The 15,073-nt window shown below is 71.2% G+C and carries 15 protein-coding genes; 13 read left to right on the plus strand and 2 right to left on the minus strand.

Annotation, left to right across the window (positions count from 1 at the left end; genetic code table 11):
* Positions 1–89 precede the first annotated feature (89 nt).
* The 7 genes from IEY82_RS15935 (at position 90) to hemL (ending at position 7,541) form a co-directional block, all read left to right on the plus strand.
* On the plus strand, positions 90–767 hold the full coding sequence (locus IEY82_RS15935; protein ID WP_189124898.1) for a redox-sensing transcriptional repressor Rex: 678 nt from the start codon (positions 90–92) through the stop codon (positions 765–767).
* A complete protein-coding gene (locus tag IEY82_RS15940; protein ID WP_189124899.1) occupies positions 764–2,020 on the plus strand; it encodes a glutamyl-tRNA reductase in 1,257 nt (418 codons plus the stop codon). Before IEY82_RS15935 ends, IEY82_RS15940 begins: the two co-directional genes overlap by 4 nt.
* Positions 2,017–2,922 (plus strand): hydroxymethylbilane synthase, encoded by a 906-nt coding sequence (gene hemC / locus IEY82_RS15945; protein WP_225262835.1) that lies wholly within the window; start codon positions 2,017–2,019, stop codon positions 2,920–2,922. Before IEY82_RS15940 ends, hemC begins: the two co-directional genes overlap by 4 nt.
* On the plus strand, positions 2,919–4,463 hold the full coding sequence (locus IEY82_RS15950; protein ID WP_225262833.1) for a bifunctional uroporphyrinogen-III C-methyltransferase/uroporphyrinogen-III synthase: 1,545 nt from the start codon (positions 2,919–2,921) through the stop codon (positions 4,461–4,463). Before hemC ends, IEY82_RS15950 begins: the two co-directional genes overlap by 4 nt.
* Positions 4,460–5,443: a porphobilinogen synthase gene (hemB, locus tag IEY82_RS15955; protein WP_189124900.1), complete on the plus strand. Its 984-nt coding sequence runs from the start codon at positions 4,460–4,462 to the stop codon at positions 5,441–5,443. The genes IEY82_RS15950 and hemB overlap by 4 nt, the downstream gene beginning before the upstream one ends.
* Positions 5,444–5,572: 129 nt before the next feature.
* The gene (locus tag IEY82_RS15960) at positions 5,573–6,202 is read left to right on the plus strand and encodes a bifunctional DNA primase/polymerase (protein ID WP_189124901.1); all 630 of its coding nucleotides are present in this window, start codon (positions 5,573–5,575) and stop codon (positions 6,200–6,202) included.
* Between the two features lie 49 nt (positions 6,203–6,251).
* Positions 6,252–7,541, plus strand: coding sequence for a glutamate-1-semialdehyde 2,1-aminomutase (gene hemL, locus IEY82_RS15965; protein WP_189124902.1), 1,290 nt, complete (start codon positions 6,252–6,254; stop codon positions 7,539–7,541).
* Here hemL and IEY82_RS15970 read toward each other — a convergent pair.
* The gene (locus IEY82_RS15970; protein ID WP_189124903.1) at positions 7,439–8,380 is read right to left on the minus strand and encodes an EamA family transporter; all 942 of its coding nucleotides are present in this window, start codon (positions 8,378–8,380) and stop codon (positions 7,439–7,441) included. The two genes, hemL and IEY82_RS15970, sit on opposite strands and share 103 nt — an antisense overlap.
* A 183-nt stretch (positions 8,381–8,563) precedes the next feature.
* Between IEY82_RS15970 and IEY82_RS15975 the strand changes: the two genes are divergently transcribed.
* Positions 8,564–9,484: a LysR family transcriptional regulator gene (locus IEY82_RS15975; RefSeq protein ID WP_189124904.1), complete on the plus strand. Its 921-nt coding sequence runs from the start codon at positions 8,564–8,566 to the stop codon at positions 9,482–9,484.
* A gap of 66 nt (positions 9,485–9,550) precedes the next feature.
* On the opposite strand, the gene IEY82_RS15980 is transcribed toward IEY82_RS15975, so the two are convergent.
* A complete protein-coding gene (locus IEY82_RS15980) occupies positions 9,551–10,402 on the minus strand; it encodes an EamA family transporter (RefSeq protein ID WP_189124905.1) in 852 nt (283 codons plus the stop codon).
* A 128-nt stretch (positions 10,403–10,530) separates the two neighbouring features.
* Between IEY82_RS15980 and IEY82_RS15985 the strand changes: the two genes are divergently transcribed.
* The 5 genes from IEY82_RS15985 (at position 10,531) to ccsB (ending at position 15,051) form a co-directional block, all read left to right on the plus strand.
* The gene (locus IEY82_RS15985) at positions 10,531–11,172 is read left to right on the plus strand and encodes a histidine phosphatase family protein (protein WP_189124906.1); all 642 of its coding nucleotides are present in this window, start codon (positions 10,531–10,533) and stop codon (positions 11,170–11,172) included.
* Between the two features lie 92 nt (positions 11,173–11,264).
* Positions 11,265–11,840, plus strand: a complete 576-nt coding sequence (locus IEY82_RS15990) for a TlpA family protein disulfide reductase (protein ID WP_189124907.1) — start codon at positions 11,265–11,267, stop codon at positions 11,838–11,840.
* Positions 11,833–12,555, plus strand: a complete 723-nt coding sequence (locus IEY82_RS15995) for a cytochrome c biogenesis CcdA family protein (protein ID WP_189124908.1) — start codon at positions 11,833–11,835, stop codon at positions 12,553–12,555. The genes IEY82_RS15990 and IEY82_RS15995 overlap by 8 nt, the downstream gene beginning before the upstream one ends.
* The gene (gene resB, locus IEY82_RS16000) at positions 12,555–14,117 is read left to right on the plus strand and encodes a cytochrome c biogenesis protein ResB (RefSeq protein WP_189124909.1); all 1,563 of its coding nucleotides are present in this window, start codon (positions 12,555–12,557) and stop codon (positions 14,115–14,117) included. Before IEY82_RS15995 ends, resB begins: the two co-directional genes overlap by 1 nt.
* Positions 14,107–15,051: a c-type cytochrome biogenesis protein CcsB gene (gene ccsB, locus IEY82_RS16005; RefSeq protein ID WP_189124910.1), complete on the plus strand. Its 945-nt coding sequence runs from the start codon at positions 14,107–14,109 to the stop codon at positions 15,049–15,051. Before resB ends, ccsB begins: the two co-directional genes overlap by 11 nt.
* The last annotated feature ends 22 nt before the right edge of the window (positions 15,052–15,073 follow it).

Below are 15,073 nucleotides of genomic sequence, written 5' to 3' on the forward strand. Positions count from 1 at the left end.
TTGTGCGTCGGTTCACAAAGGGATTAACCTGAAAGAAGGTTCTACCCCATCGCGGTCTCCGACCGCCCGTTCCTCTGGAGCTCCGGCACGTGAAGAGCCCGTCCCACCCCCGTGACCGCGGCATCCCCGAGGCAACGGTCGCCAGGCTCCCGTTGTACCTGAGGGCGCTGCACGGGATGGCCGAGCGCGGCACCGCGACCGTGAGCTCCGAAGATCTCGCGGTGGCCGCCGGAGTCAACTCCGCCAAGCTCCGCAAGGACCTGTCCCATCTCGGCTCGTACGGTACCCGCGGCGTCGGCTACGACGTCGAGTACCTCGTCTACCAGATCTCCCGTGAGCTCGGTCTGACCCAAGACTGGGCCGTGGCCATCGTCGGAGTCGGTAACCTCGGCCGTGCGCTCGCCAACTACGGCGGGTTCGTCTCCAGGGGTTTTCGGGTGGCCGCGCTCATCGATGCCGACCCCGAGGTGGTGGGCGACGACATTGCGGGGTTGAATGTTGAACACATTGACGAACTGGAAGCCGTGATCCAGCGGCGGGGAGTCTCGATCGTGGTCCTGGCCACTCCGGCGGCGGCAGCGCAGAAAGTCTGCGATCGGGTCGTCGCCGTCGGCGTGACCAGCATCCTGAACTTTGCCCCCGTCGTGCTATCTGTGCCTGAGAGCGTCGATGTCCGTAAAGTCGACCTATCAATCGAACTGCAGATCCTTGCGTTCCATGAGCAACGCAAAGCAGGGGGGCCACTGATGGCCGTGGACAGCCAGTGAGCATTCTGGCGATCGGACTCAGCCACCGGACAGCGCCGGTGGCCATGCTGGAGCGTGTGTCGGTGACCGGCGACGCGCTCGTCAAACTCTTGCACGACGTGCAGCAGGACATCTCGGTGGCGGAGACCATGGTGGTCTCGACCTGCAACAGGGTCGAGATCTACGTCGCGGTCGACCGTTTCCACGCTGCCGTCACCTCGCTCAGCGACCTGTTGAGCGTGCACTCGGGCGTGCCCGGTGACGAGCTGCGGCCGCACCTCTACGTGCACTACGAGGACCAGGCGGTCGAGCACCTGTTCTCCATGGTGTGCGGCCTCGACTCGATGGTGGTGGGCGAGGGGCAGATCCTCGGCCAGGTCCGCAGGGCGCTCAAGCTGGCGCAGAAGCATGGCACGGTCGGCGCCTCGCTCAACGAGCTGGTGCAGTCGGCGCTGCGCGTGGGCAAGCGCGCCCACACCGACACCGGCATCGACCAGGCGGGCGCCTCGCTGGTCAGCGCCGGGCTGGCGCTGGCGGGCGAGCTGCCCGGCCGGCGGGCGCTGGTGGTCGGCGCGGGCTCGATGAGCTCGCTGGCCGCCACCACCCTGGCCCGGGCGGGCGTGACCGACATCGTCGTGGCCAACCGCACCTTCGACCGCGGATTGCGACTCGCCCAGTCGGTCGGCGGCCGGGCGGTCGAGTTCGCCGCGGTTCCCCGAGAGCTGGCGGCGGCCGACCTCGTCATCACCTGCATCGGCGCCGGTCGCCACGTGATCACTCCCGACATGCTGTCCCGCGAGGCGTTCCTCCTCGACCTGGCGCTGCCCCACGACATCGACCCCGACGTACGCACCGTGCCCGGCATCACGCTCGTCGACCTGGAGACGATCCAGGAGTCCGGCATCGGCTCCCACGAGGACGACGCCGTCCAGGCGGTCCGCGAGCTCGTCACCCGCGAGCTCACCGCGTTCCTCGACGCCGGCCGCGCCTCCAGGGTCACCCCGACCGTGGTGGCGCTGCGCGGCAAGGCGGCGGGCGTGGTGGAGGCCGAGCTGGGCCGGTTGCTGATGCGCATGCCCGACCTCGACCGCAAGACCAGAGACGAGGTCACCCAGACCGTGCAGAGAGTCGTCGACAAGCTGCTTCACGAGCCGACCGTGCGTGTCAAACAGCTCGCCACCTCCCCCGGAGGCGATCATTATGCGGAAGCGCTGCGCGAGCTGTTCGACCTGGATCCGAAGATGCCCCGAGCCGTGAGGGAGGTGGAGTTGTGACGTTGCGGTTGGGGACCCGGCGCAGCCTCATGGCCACCACCCAGTCCCAGATGGTCGCCGACGCCTACACCGAGCGCACCGGGCAGGACATCGAGCTGGTCGGCATCACCACCTTCGGTGACGTCAGCAAGGCTCACCTGGCGCAGCTGGGGGGCACCGGCGTGTTCGTCAGCGCGCTGCGCGACAAGCTGTTCGAGGGCGAGATCGACTTCGCCGTCCACTCGCTGAAGGACCTGCCGACCAAGCCCGACCCCAGGGTGACCCTGGCGGCGCTGCCCACCCGCCACGACCACCGCGACGCGCTGGTCGGCCCGCTCGCGTTCGCCGACCTGCCCGCCGGGGCCAAGGTCGGCACCGGCTCCCCGCGCCGGGTCGCGATGCTCCGCGCGCTGCGCCCCGACCTCGAGTACGTCCCGATCCGCGGCAACGCGGACACCCGGATCGGCAAGGTAACCTCAGGTGAGCTCGACGCCGTCGTGCTCGCCGCGGCCGGACTGACCAGGATCGGCCGCACCACCGAGATCGCCCAGATATTCACGGTCGAGGAGCTGACTCCGGCGCCGGGCCAGGGCTCGCTGGCCGTCGAGTGTCTGTCCGGTCGTGACGACCTGATCGATTTTCTCGGTGTGCTCGACGACGCGCGGACCCGCTCCGCGGTGTCGGCCGAGCGCACCATTCTGTCCGCTCTCGAGGCCGGATGTTCGGCGCCCGTGGGTGCGTTCGCCTTCGATGACGGGCAGACTCTCAACCTGACCGCGGTGGTCGTCGCACTCGACGGCCGCCAGGCGGTCCGCAAGTCCGCCGCCGGTTCTCCTTCGGAGGCTGTCGATCTGGCCCGCGTCCTCGCGGCAGAGATGATCGCTGAAGGGGCCGACAGATTGATGGGGGAGCAGTCCCATTGAGCTCCGATAGTCCAACCTCCGGATTCGTCGCCTTCGTGGGCGCGGGCCCGGGCGACCCCAACCTCCTCACGCTTCGCGGCGCCGAACTGCTCGGCAAGGCCGACGTGGTCGTGGTCGACGAGGAGCGCTACGGCGCGCTGCTCCGGCACTGCCGCGCCGGTGTCGAGGTCGTGTCCGGCGACGTGGTCGGCCACGCCAAGCGGGGCCGGCTCGTCGTACGCGTGTCGGAGGGCGACCCCATGTTGTTCTCCTCGATCACCGAGGAGGTCGCGGCATGTGTCGCGGCGGAGGTGGACTTCGAGATCGTGCCGGGCGTGCCGCCCGCGACCGCCGTGCTCGCCTACGCGGGCATCCCGCCCGCGACGTCCGTGCCCGAGTTCAGGGTGGTCGACGCGGCCCAGGACCAGGACTGGTCCTCCCACGCCGGCTGCCCGGGCACGCTGGTGATCTACAACGGCGTCGCCGAGGCCGTGTCGATCGGCAAGGCGCTGATCGCCGGCGGCAAGCCCGACCACACCCCGGTCGCGGTCAGCAGCGGCGGCACCACCACCGAGCAGTACACCGTGGTCTCCACGCTCGGCAGGCTGCAGGCCGACCTCAAGCACGCCGGCTTCACCGAGCCCGCGCTGATCGTGGTCGGTGATGCCGTGGGGCAGCGCGACAAGCTGTCGTGGTTCGAGACCAAGCCGCTGTTCGGCTGGCGGGTGCTGGTGCCGCGCACCAAGGAGCAGTCCAAGAGCCTCACCGAGCAGCTCATCTCCTACGGCGCGGTGCCCGAGGAGGTGCCGACCATCTCCGTCGAGCCGCCGCGCACCCCGCAGCAGATGGACCGCGCGATCAAGGGCCTGGTCACCGGCCGCTACGAGTGGGTGGCGTTCACCAGCGCCAACGCGGTCAAGGCGGTGCGCGAGAAGTTCGAGGAGTACGGCCTCGACGCCCGCGCCTTTGCCGGGCTCAAGGTCGCGGCCGTGGGCGACGCCACGGCGCGGGCCCTGGTCGAGTTCGGGGTCAAGCCCGACCTGCTGCCTTCGGGCGAGCAGTCGTCCGAGGGCCTGGTGGCCGAGTGGCCGCCGTACGACTCGATGCTCGACCCGATCAACCGGGTGCTGCTTCCTCGTGCCGATATTTCCACTGACACCCTGGTAGCCGGGCTCACCGAGCTAGGCTGGGAGTGCGACGACGTCACGGCCTACCGGACCGTACGCGCCGCACCGCCGCCCGCGCCGATCCGCGAGGCGATCAAGGGAGGCGGGTTCGACGCCGTTCTCTTCACCTCATCGTCGACCGTGCGCAACCTGGTGGGCATCGCGGGCAAACCGCACAACGTCACCGTGATCGCTGTCATCGGGCCCCAGACCGCCAACACGGCGGAAGAGTTCGGGCTGCGCGTCGATGTCATGGCCGACAAACCTTCGGCTTCCGCCCTCGCGGCCGCGCTGGCCGAGTACGGTGCGAAGCAGCGGCAGGCGGCCGTGTCCGCCGGCGACACCCCGCGGCGTCCTTCCCAGAACCGAAGAGGAGCCAGGAGGAGAGCCAAGTGAGTGCCGAGTTTCCTGTCGCCCGTCCCCGCAGGCTGCGTCGCAACGCGGCCATGAGGCGGATGGTGGCCGGCACCAGGCCGCATCCCGCAGATCTGATCCTGCCGATGTTCGTCAAGGAGAACATCGACGAGCCCGCCCCGGTCGCCTCGATGCCCGGTGTGTTCCAGCACACCCGCGACTCGCTGCGCAAGGCCGCCCATGAGGCCGCCGAGGCCGGGGTCGGCGGGCTGATACTGTTCGGCATCCCGGCGGTCAAGGACGCGCGCGGCTCGGCGGGCGACGACCCCGACGGCATTCTGCAGGTGGCCCTGCGCGACGTCAGCGCCGAGGTGGGCGACACCCTGGTGGTGATGGCCGACACCTGCCTCGACGAGTTCACCGACCACGGCCACTGCGGCATCCTCACCGACGCGGGCGACGTCGACAACGACGCGACCCTGGAGCGCTACGCGTCCATCGCCGTCGCCCAGGCCCGGGCCGGCTCCCAGATGGTGGCGCCGAGCGGCATGATGGACGGCCAGGTCGGGGCCATCCGCGCCGCCCTCGACGCCGACGGGTTCGCCGATGTGCCGATCCTCGCCTACTCCGCCAAGTACGCCTCCGCCTTCTACGGGCCGTTCCGCGACGCCGCCGAGTGCGCGCCCCGGTTCGGCGACCGCAGCACCCACCAGCAGGACCCGGCCGGGCCGCTGGAGGAGGCGCTGCGCGAGGTGCGACTCGACCTGGCCGAGGGCGCCGACGCGGTCATGGTCAAGCCCGCGCTCGCCTATCTCGACGTCATCAGGCAGTTCCGTGACACGGTGGACGTGCCGGTCGCGGCCTACCAGGTCAGCGGCGAGTACGCGATGATCGAGGCGGCCGCGGCCAACGGCTGGGTCGACCGCGAGCGCATGATCATGGAATCCATCGTCGCGATCAAGCGGGCCGGCGCCGACCTCATCCTGACCTACTGGGCGACCGAGGTGGCGCGCGCCCTCTAACGAGGGGGTTTCCCGTTAACTCCTGGGGCCTGTGCGTTAGAGTGCGATAACAAGTGCTGGTGTGCCCCGCATGCGCTAATGGCCAGGAGCCGGGGCCGCTTCAGGCGCGGTAACTCGACGGGAGACACCATGGTGGGGGTACCACTCGCTCGGCGTACCAGAAAACGGTCTCGCCCGACCCGGATCGACTCCGTGCTGGGCTACGCCGCTCTCGGTTGGCCGGTGGTGCCCGGTGCTCACCCCCTGCGGCACGGCTCCCGCGCGTGTTCCTGTGACCGGCTCGGCTGTCCCGACCCCGGCGCGCATCCCGTCTCGCCCGCCTGGCACGTACAGGCCACGACGGACCCCACGCAGCTGACCCGCTGGTGGCAGCGCGAGCCCGAGGCCAATGTGATCCTGCCCACCGGGCGGGTGTTCGACGTGTTCGACGTACCCCTTCCGACGGGCCTCGCGGCCCTGACCCGCATCGACGCGGACGAAGCGCACTCGGGCCCGGTCGCCGCCAACGGCGACCGGGTCCTGTTCTATGTGGCCACCCGTGGCAATCCCGAGGACGAGGACGAGTGGTGGTCCTGCCAGCTCGACTGCGATCCGGCCACCATCGACGACACACCGGGGCTGCGCTGGCACTGCCGCGACAGCTACGTCCTCGCCCCGCCCTCCACGCTGCCCACCGGCCAGCCCGTCTCCTGGCTGCGCCCGCCCGACGGCCGGCCGCTGCCCGACCCGCTGCGCATCCTGGACGTGCTCGCCGACTAGCGCCTTTCCGGCGGAAGGCGGCACGGCGGTTGCCGACTAATCTGGACGCGTGAGCCGTACAGAGAAGTCCGAGGACCTGTTCGCCCGCGCCCGCGCCATCGTGCCGGGAGGCGTCAACTCACCCGTCCGCGCGTTCGGCGCGGTGGGCGGCACCCCGCGGTTCATGGCCGCCGGTCAGGGGCCCTACATCACCGATGTCGACGGCAACCGCTACGTCGACCTGGTCTGCTCGTGGGGGCCGATGATCCTCGGTCACCGTCATCCCGCGGTCGTCGAGGCCGTCGCCCGGGCGGCGTCCCACGGGTTCGGCTACGGCACGGCCACGCCGGGCGAGGTGGAGCTGGCCGAGGAGATCGTGGGCCGGGTGGCGCCCGTCGAGAAGCTCCGCCTGGTCAGCTCGGGCACCGAGGCGACCATGAGCGCGGTGCGCCTGGCCCGCGGCTTCACCGGCCGATCCAAGATCGTCAAGTTCGCCGGCTGCTACCACGGCCACGTCGACGCGCTGCTCGCCTCGGCCGGGTCCGGGGTGGTGACGTTCGGCCTGCCCGACACCCCCGGTGTGACGGGCGCCTCGGCGGCCGACACGATCGTGCTGCCCTACAACGACGTGGCGGCGGTCGAGGAGGCGTTCGCCTCGGCCGAGGTCGCCTGCGTCATCACCGAGGCGTGCCCGTCCAACATGGGGGTGGTGCCGCCCCGCGACGGCTTCAACGCGCGGCTCCGCGAGCTGTGCACGGCCAACGGAGCGTTGCTGATCGTTGACGAGGTGCTGACGGGCTTCCGGGTCTCGCCCGCCGGTTGGTACGGCCTCGACCCCGTCGACGCCGACCTGGTGACGTTCGGCAAGGTGATGGGCGGGGGGCTGCCGGCGGCGGCCTTCGGCGGGCGGGCCGAGGTGATGGCCCACCTCGCGCCCGAGGGCCCCGTCTACCAGGCGGGCACGCTGTCGGGCAACCCGCTGGCCTGCGCCGCCGGGCTGGCCACGCTGCGCGCGCTCGACGCCGACGCCTACGCCAGGGTGGACGCGGCGGCGCTGGCGGTCGGCCAGGCCGCCTCCGAGGCGCTCGCGGCGGCAGGGGTCCCCCACCGGCTGCAGCGGGCGGGCAACCTGTTCTCGATCTTCTTCACCGAGGACGAGGTGACCGACTTCGCCGGGGCCCAGACGCAGAACACCGCGGCGTTCCGGGCGTTCTTCCACGCGATGCTCGACCAGGGGGTCTACCTGCCGCCGTCGGCCTACGAGGCGTGGTTCCTGTCGGCGTCCCACGACGACGAGGCGCTGACCCGGGTGGCCGAGGCGCTGCCGTCCGCCGCCAAGGCCGCCGCCTCGGTCCGCTGAGCCCTGCCGCGGGTGCCGGCCCACAGCACTCCTGACACGATGAGGGCTCCCGCGACGAGGCTGACCCAGGAGATCGGCTCACCGGTCACCAGGGCCGCCGAGGAGATGCCGAAGACCGGCACCAGCAGCGTGTACGGCGCCACGGTCGAGGCGTCGTACCTGCGGAGCAGCCAGCCCCACACCCCGAACCCACCGAGGGTCGAGACGAAGGCCACGTACCCGAGCGACAGCCAGCCCTCCACCGGGGCGACCAGCGAGGGCGGGCCCTCCACCAGCAACGACATCGCCAGGAGCGGCGGCGCCGACAGGGCGCTCACCCACACCATGAACCGCAGCGAGTCGGGCGGGGCGGCCTTGCGCTGCAGCACGTTGCCGAGCCCCCACGCCGCCGCCGCGGCCACGCACAGGGCGAAGGCGCCCACGGGGCCTGACAGGCCGAAGTCGTAGGCGACCAGGGCCAGGCCGGCGAAGGCGACGGCCAGGCCGGTCACCCGGCGCGCGCCGAGCCGTTCGCCCAGCAGTGTCACCGCGAACAGCGCGGTGAACAGGGCCTGCACCTGCAGGACGAGCGAGGTGAGCCCGGCGGGCATGCCGGCCCGCATGGCGATGAGCAGCAGGCCGAACTGTCCCGCGCCGAGTGTGGCCGCCACCCCCACGACCCACCGCCACGGTACGGGCGGCCGCCCCACGAACAGCAGGGCGGGGAAGGCGGCCAGGGCGAACCTGAATCCCGCGTACTGCAGGGGTTGGAAGTGGCGCAAACCCACTTCCATCACCACGAAGTTAAAGCCCCACACGGCCGCCAGCCCGATGGCCAGCGCCAGGTGACGCGGACTCACGCAGCGCGCGTCTTCTGGCGACGGACGCGGATGTCGCGAGCCTGCTCGGCCAGCGTCTTGAGGTAGGAGACGGAGGAGGACTGCTGCTGCTTCGGCTTAATGTTTCGCATGCATATATTTTCGTCCGCTACAGAGTTGAGGACAAGCGAGACTTTCTACGCTTAACCCTTTAGGCTGGCTTACATGTTGGACCTGAACCGGCTCAAGGCCCTTCACGCCGTGCACGTCTACGGCTCGGTGGGGGCCGCGGCCGACGCGCTCATGGTCACCCCGTCGGCCGTGTCGCAGCAGATCGCCAAGCTGGAGCGTGAGACCGGAGCCCGGCTGATGGAGCGCAACGGCCGCGGTGTCCGGCTCACCGACGCCGCCGGGCTGCTCGCCGAGCACGCCGAGCGCATCCTGGCGCTGGTCGAGACCGCCGAGGCCGACTTCGAGGCACTGCGCGGCCAGGTCGTGGGCCGGCTGAGCGTGGGCGCGTTCCCGACCGCCGCGCGCGGGCTGCTGCCCAGTGCGGTGGCCAGGCTCAAGGAGCGCCATCCCGACCTGCTGCTCCAGCTCGACGAGCGCGAGCCCGAGCGGGTGACGCGCGAGGTGGCCAGGGGCGAGCTCGACCTGGGCGTGGTCCAGGACTGGCTGAACCGGCCGATCGCGCTGCCCGACGGGCTCTCGCGGTCGACGCTGCTCGACGACGTCGCCGACGTCGTGCTGCCCGCGTCGCACCCACTGGCGGGCCGCAAGGAGATCGAGCTGGCCGAGCTGCACGGGGAGCGCTGGATCAGCTCCAGGCCCGGCACCGTCTGCCACGACTGGCTGGTCTTCACGCTGCGCAACGCCGAGCTCGAACCCGAGATCCACTGCAGAGCCGACGAGTATCCCACCCAGATGGCGCTGGTCGCCGCCGGCCTGGGCTGCGCGATCGTGCCGAGGCTGGGGCGCGACTGCGTGCCCGACGGCGTGTGCATCGTGCCCATCCGGCCCAGGCAGTCGCGCCGCATCTACACGATCTGGCGCACCGACGCCGCCCGCCGCCCCGCGATCAGGGCCGCGATCGAGGCGCTCGCCGAGGTCAGCCGCACCCATGAGAACGCCTGGGCGGTCAGCTGAGTCAGTCGCACCCACGAGAACGCCTGGGCGGTCAGCTGGGTCGGCCGCACGAGAGCGCCTGGGCGGTCAGCTGAGCGCGATCGCCACGATCCCGCCGAGGATCACGCCGGCGGCCACCAGCCTGCGCGGCAGGTCGCCCTCGGCCAGCAGCCGGCCGCCGAGCACCACCGCGATCAGCACGCTGACCTCGCGAGCGGGGGCCACCACGCTGACCGGCGCCATCGTGAAGGCGAACAACACCAGCAGGTACGACAGGAAGCTGAGCACGCCCGCGCCCACGACCGGCCACCGGTGCTCACGCCAGGTGGGCAGGATCAGCCCGCGCCTGGCGAACACCACCGGGGCGAGCAGGAGCGCCCGCCCGGCCTCGCCGAGATAGACGAGCATCAGCGGCGCCACCGCGAAGGCGCTCACCACCTGGGAGTCCCAGATCGTGTAGCCCGCGATCAACACGCCCACCATCAGCCCGAACGCCAGGCCCCTGAGGTCGCCCCGGCCACCGCCGCTCATCATGAACACGCCCACCCCGACTAAGACGATCCCCGCCACGCCCACCGGACCGGGGCGCTCGCCCAGCGCCAGCACGGCCACCAGGCTCGCCAGCAGCGGCCCCGTGCCGCGCGCCACCGGGTAGACGACCGACAGATCGCCCTTGCCGTACCCCTTCTGGAGCAGCACGAAGTAGCCGAGGTGGATGATCGTGCTGACGGCGATCACCCCAAGGTCGCCCAGATCGGGCCGGGCGCCCGTGACCAGCAGGAAGCCCGCGAACAGCGGGGCCCAGACGACCGTGGAGGCGACCGCGACCAGCCAGACGAACACCACGCCGTCGGCCCGCGCGGCCCGCTTGCTCAGCACGTTCCACGAGGCGTGGGCCACGGCGGCCACGAAGACGAGAAGGAGAGCCCACGGACTCACGCGGGCGACTCCCTCGGGACACCGCAAGATCTGATCGAGATGACCTTGACTTTACCGTCCGGCCTTGATCCGGACCAGGGTGCCCACCCGCCGCGAGCGGTACGTGAACGGATAGGCTGAGGCACACCATGGCTGAAACCACTGTCGTCCACCTGATGCGTCACGGCGAGGTGCACAACCCCGGCGGCATCCTCTACGGCAGGCTGCCCGGCTACCACCTGTCCGAGACGGGCCGCCTGATGGCCGAGACGGTCGCCAAGGCGGTGGCCGGCCGCGACGTCGTCGCCCTCTACAGCTCGCCGCTGGAACGGGCCCTGGAGACGGCGGCCCCGCTGGCCGCGACGTTCGGGCTCGAACCCGAGGTGGACGACCGGCTGATCGAGGCCGGCAACATGCTCGAAGGCCGCATGGTCGGCCAGGGCCTGGCCATCCTGCGCAACCCCCGCAACTACCGCTACTTCTGGAACCCGATGCGGCCCTCGTGGGGAGAGCCCTATCCGCTGATCATCGAGCGCATGCGGACGATGGTCGACGACGCCCGCAAGGCGGCGCGCGGCCACGAGGCGGTGCTGGTCAGCCACCAGCTGCCGATCTGGACGATCAGGATGGCGGCCGAGGGACGCCGCAGGTTCGTGCACGATCCGAGGCGCAGGCAGTGCGGGCTGGCCAGCCTCACCACGTTCACCTTCGACGGCGACCGCCTGGTCAGCGTCGGCTACAGCGAGCCGGCCGGGTCGCTCAGCCAGGGGCCGACGATCCCCGGGGCCTGACCGCGAGCGGGGAGGGCCCCAGCGTGCCGGGCGTCCGGTTCCGCCGGTAGAGTTGCAAGCTCTACCTCTTGTAGTACAAGGAGATCTTCCCCGTGCGCGCGAAGTCCATCTCCCTCGTCCTCCTGGCAGCGCTCACCGTGAGCGCCGCGGGCTGCGCGGGCAACCAGGGCGGGCAGCCTCAGGCGGGCGACACGCGCTTCGTCGCGGGCGACGGGAAGATGCAGGTGTTCACCGCGACCGACCGTCAGGCGGCGCCCTCGGTCGAGGGCCCGACGCTCGACGGCGGCACCGCTTCGCTGGCCGCCCACAAGGGCAAGGTCGTGGTCCTCAACTTCTGGGCGTCCTGGTGCGGGCCATGCCGGGCCGAGGCGCCGGTGCTCAAGGACGTGGCCGCCAAGACCAAGGGCACCGGGGTCGAGTTCATCGGGGTCGACTTCAAGGACCGCAAGGCCGACGCGCTGGCCTTCGAGCGCACCGAGCAGACCGGCTACCCCAGCATCTTCGACCAGCCGGGCAAGGTGGCGCTGGCCTTCCAGGGCACGGTGCCGCCCGCGGCCATCCCGTCCACCCTGATCATCGACAAGCAGGGCCGCATCGCCGCCAGGGCGCTCGGCGCGGTCCGCTATACCGACCTGATGAACACGGTCACCAAGGTGCGCGATGAGTGACGTCGTGGCCTCCGGCTCGCTGCTGCTGGCCGTGCCCATCGCGGTCCTCGCCGGGGTCGTGTCGTTCCTCTCGCCGTGCGTGCTGCCGCTCGTGCCCGGTTACCTGTCCTATGTGACGGGCATGAGCGCCGACCCCAGGCGGGGCCGGCTGGTGCTCGGCACGACGCTGTTCGTGGCCGGATTCGCGGTCGTGTTCGTGCTCAGCGGGGCGCTGTTCGGCGGGCTCGGCTCGGTGATGCTGGGCAACGCCGAGATCATCACGCGGGTGCTCGGCGTGCTGACCATCCTGCTCGGGCTGGCCTTCCTCGGCGTGCTGCCCGGGCTGATGCGCGACGTGCGCATCCACCGGGTGCCCTCGGCGGGGCTGGCCGGGGCGCCGCTGCTCGGCGTGGTGTTCGGCCTGGGCTGGACCCCGTGCATCGGGCCCACGCTGGCGGTCGTGCTCACGCTCGGGCTCAACGAGGGGAGCGCCTCCAGGGGAGCGCTGCTCGCCGTGGCCTACTCGCTCGGGCTCGGGCTGCCCTTCGTGATCGCCGCCTTCGCCTACAGCAGGGCGTTGCGTACGTTCCGGGCGGTCCGGCGGCACTCCCGCCTGATCACCAGGATCGGCGGCGGGATGATGGTGGCCGTGGGCGTCATGCTCGTGACCGGCCTGTGGGGAGAGATCATCGCGACCATGCAGGGGCTCATCGGCACGTTCAGGCCGGTGATCTGATGAGCGTCGACGAGTTGGAGCGGAAGCAGGCGGCCAAGGGGCCGGTCGGGCTCGGGGGCATGGGCTGGCTGCGCTGGACGTGGCGCACGCTCACCTCGATGAAGACGGCGCTGATCCTGCTCTTCCTGTTCGCTCTGGCGTCGGTGCCCGGCTCGCTGGTGCCGCAGCGCGGGGTCGACCCCGACAAGGTGGCGCAGCTCTACGAGAACGACCCGACGCTGGCCGAGTGGTACGACCGGTTCCAGCTCTTCGACGTCTTCACCTCGGTCTGGTTCGCCGCCATCTACCTGCTGCTGTTCACCTCGCTGATCGGCTGCATCATCCCGCGCACCTCGACCTACCTGCGCGAGCTGCGCCGCCGCCCGCCGGCCGCGCCGCGCAACCTGTCGCGGCTGCCGCACTCGGCCGCCTTCTCCGGCGACCTGACGGTCGAGGAGGCCGCCAGGCGGCTGCGCCGGCGGCGCTTCCGGGTCGACACCGGCGACGGGTGGGTGTCCGCCGAGAAGGGCTACCTGCGCGAGACCGGCAACCTGGTCTTCCACATCTCGCTGCTCGGCCTGCTGGTCGCCGTGGGCTTCGGCTCCCTGTACGGCTACCGCGGCAACGTCCTGGTCGTCGAGGGCGACGGCTTCGCCAACACCGTGGCCGCCTACGACCGGTTCATTCCCGGCAGCCAGGTGTCCGCCGAGTCGCTGGAGCCGTTCGCGTTCCAGTTGACCGACTTCCAGGCCACCTACCAGGTCGAGGGCGAGAAGAAGGGGCAGGAGCTCGACTACTCCGCCTTCCTCCGGGTCAACGACGCGCCCGGGGCGGCCGAGCGGCCCTACGAGCTCAAGGTCAACGAGCCACTGGAGATCAACGGCACGCAGACCTACCTGATCGGTCACGGCTACGCGCCCGTGTTCCGGGTGACCGACGGCAAGGGCGAGGTGGCCTACGAGGGGCCGGTGCCGTGCCTCATCGAGGACAAGCCCACGTACACCTCCGGGTGCGTGGTCAAGGCGCCCGACGCCCAGCCCCAGCAGCTCGGGTTCCTGCTGCGGTTCCTGCCGACGAGCGTCCCGCTGGTCGACGGCTCCTACGCCTCCGCCTTCCCGGGCGCGATCCAGCCGGAGGTGCAGGTCCTCGGGGCCTTCTCCGGCGACCTGGGGATGCGCTCGGGCAAGCCGCAGTCCGTCTACGAGCTCGCGCCGCCCGAGGCCATGAGCAAGCTCACCCCGCTGCTCATGGGCACCGCGGTGCCCAAGCCGCTCGCCGTCGGCCAGTCGGTCGACCTGCCGCAGGGGGCGGGCAAGCTGGAGTTCACCGGCGTCAAGGAGTGGATCACGCTCCAGATCGCCTACGATCCGGGCCGGGTGCCCGCCCTGGTCTTCGCCGCGCTCGCCACCGTCTCCATCGCGCTCTCGCTGACCATCCGGCGCCGCCGGGTCTGGGTGCGGGTCAAGGACGGCACGGTCGAGGTGGGCGGCCTGACCCGCACCGAGGGCTCCGCGGCGGGCTTCGCCGAGGAGTTCGACGACATCGTGAAGGTCCTATCAGCAGGAGACAAGGATGCCCGCTGAGCAGCTAGCCGAGGTGAGCGACCTGTTCGTGGTCGGCGCCATTCTGCTCTACCTCTTTTCCATGATCGCGTTCGCGGCGGAGCTGGCCTTCGGGCGGGTCCGGGCCGACGCGCCCGCCGTGCCCGCGCGGCGGCCCGTCGCCGTGGGGGCGGGCGCCGACGCGGCGCCCGACGAGCCGGTCGAGGCGCCGCCCGGAGACGTCGAGCCGCCGGCCTGGGCCGCCAAGGCCGGTGTCGCGGGTCTGGCGCTCGGCTGGGTGGGCTGGGCGGCCAACCTCGCCGCCATCCTCACCCGCGGCCTGGCCGTGGAGCGGTGGCCGTGGGGCAACATGTACGAGTTCGTCGTCGCGCTCTGCTTCGCCGCGGTGACCGCCTTCCTCGTCACCCAGGTCCGCTACAACGTGCGCTTCCTGGGCTCCTTCGTGATGATCGCGGCGGCGGTGGGGCTCGGCGCCGCCGCCCGGCTGCTCTACACGTCCGCGGGGCCGGTGGTGCCCGCGCTCGACTCCTACTGGGTGGCCATCCACGTCTCGGCGGCCGTGCTGGCCAGCGGCCTGTTCGTGGTGGGCGCGGCGTCCGGGGGCCTCTACCTGGTGCGCGGCGACGGTCCGTCGCGGCTGCCGTCGCGGGCCGACCTGGAGCGGGTGGCCCACCGGGCGATCGTGGTGGCCTTCCCGCTGTGGACGTTCGCCGTCATCACGGGCGCGCTCTGGGCGGACAAGGCGTGGGGGCGCTACTGGGGCTGGGACCCCAAGGAGGTCTGGTCCTTCATCACGTGGGTGGCCTACGCGGCCTACCTGCACGCGCGGGCCACCGGCGGCTGGCGCGGGCGGCCGGCGACGATCATCCAGCTGGTGGCGTTCGCCTGCCTGATGTTCAACCTGATCGGTGTGAACATCTTCCTCTCGGGGCTGCACAGCTACGCCGACCTGTGAGCTGAGGGCCGTACGAACCTGC

This window comes from Nonomuraea cavernae (assembly GCF_014646355.1).
Lineage (GTDB): Bacteria > Actinomycetota > Actinomycetes > Streptosporangiales > Streptosporangiaceae > Nonomuraea > Nonomuraea cavernae.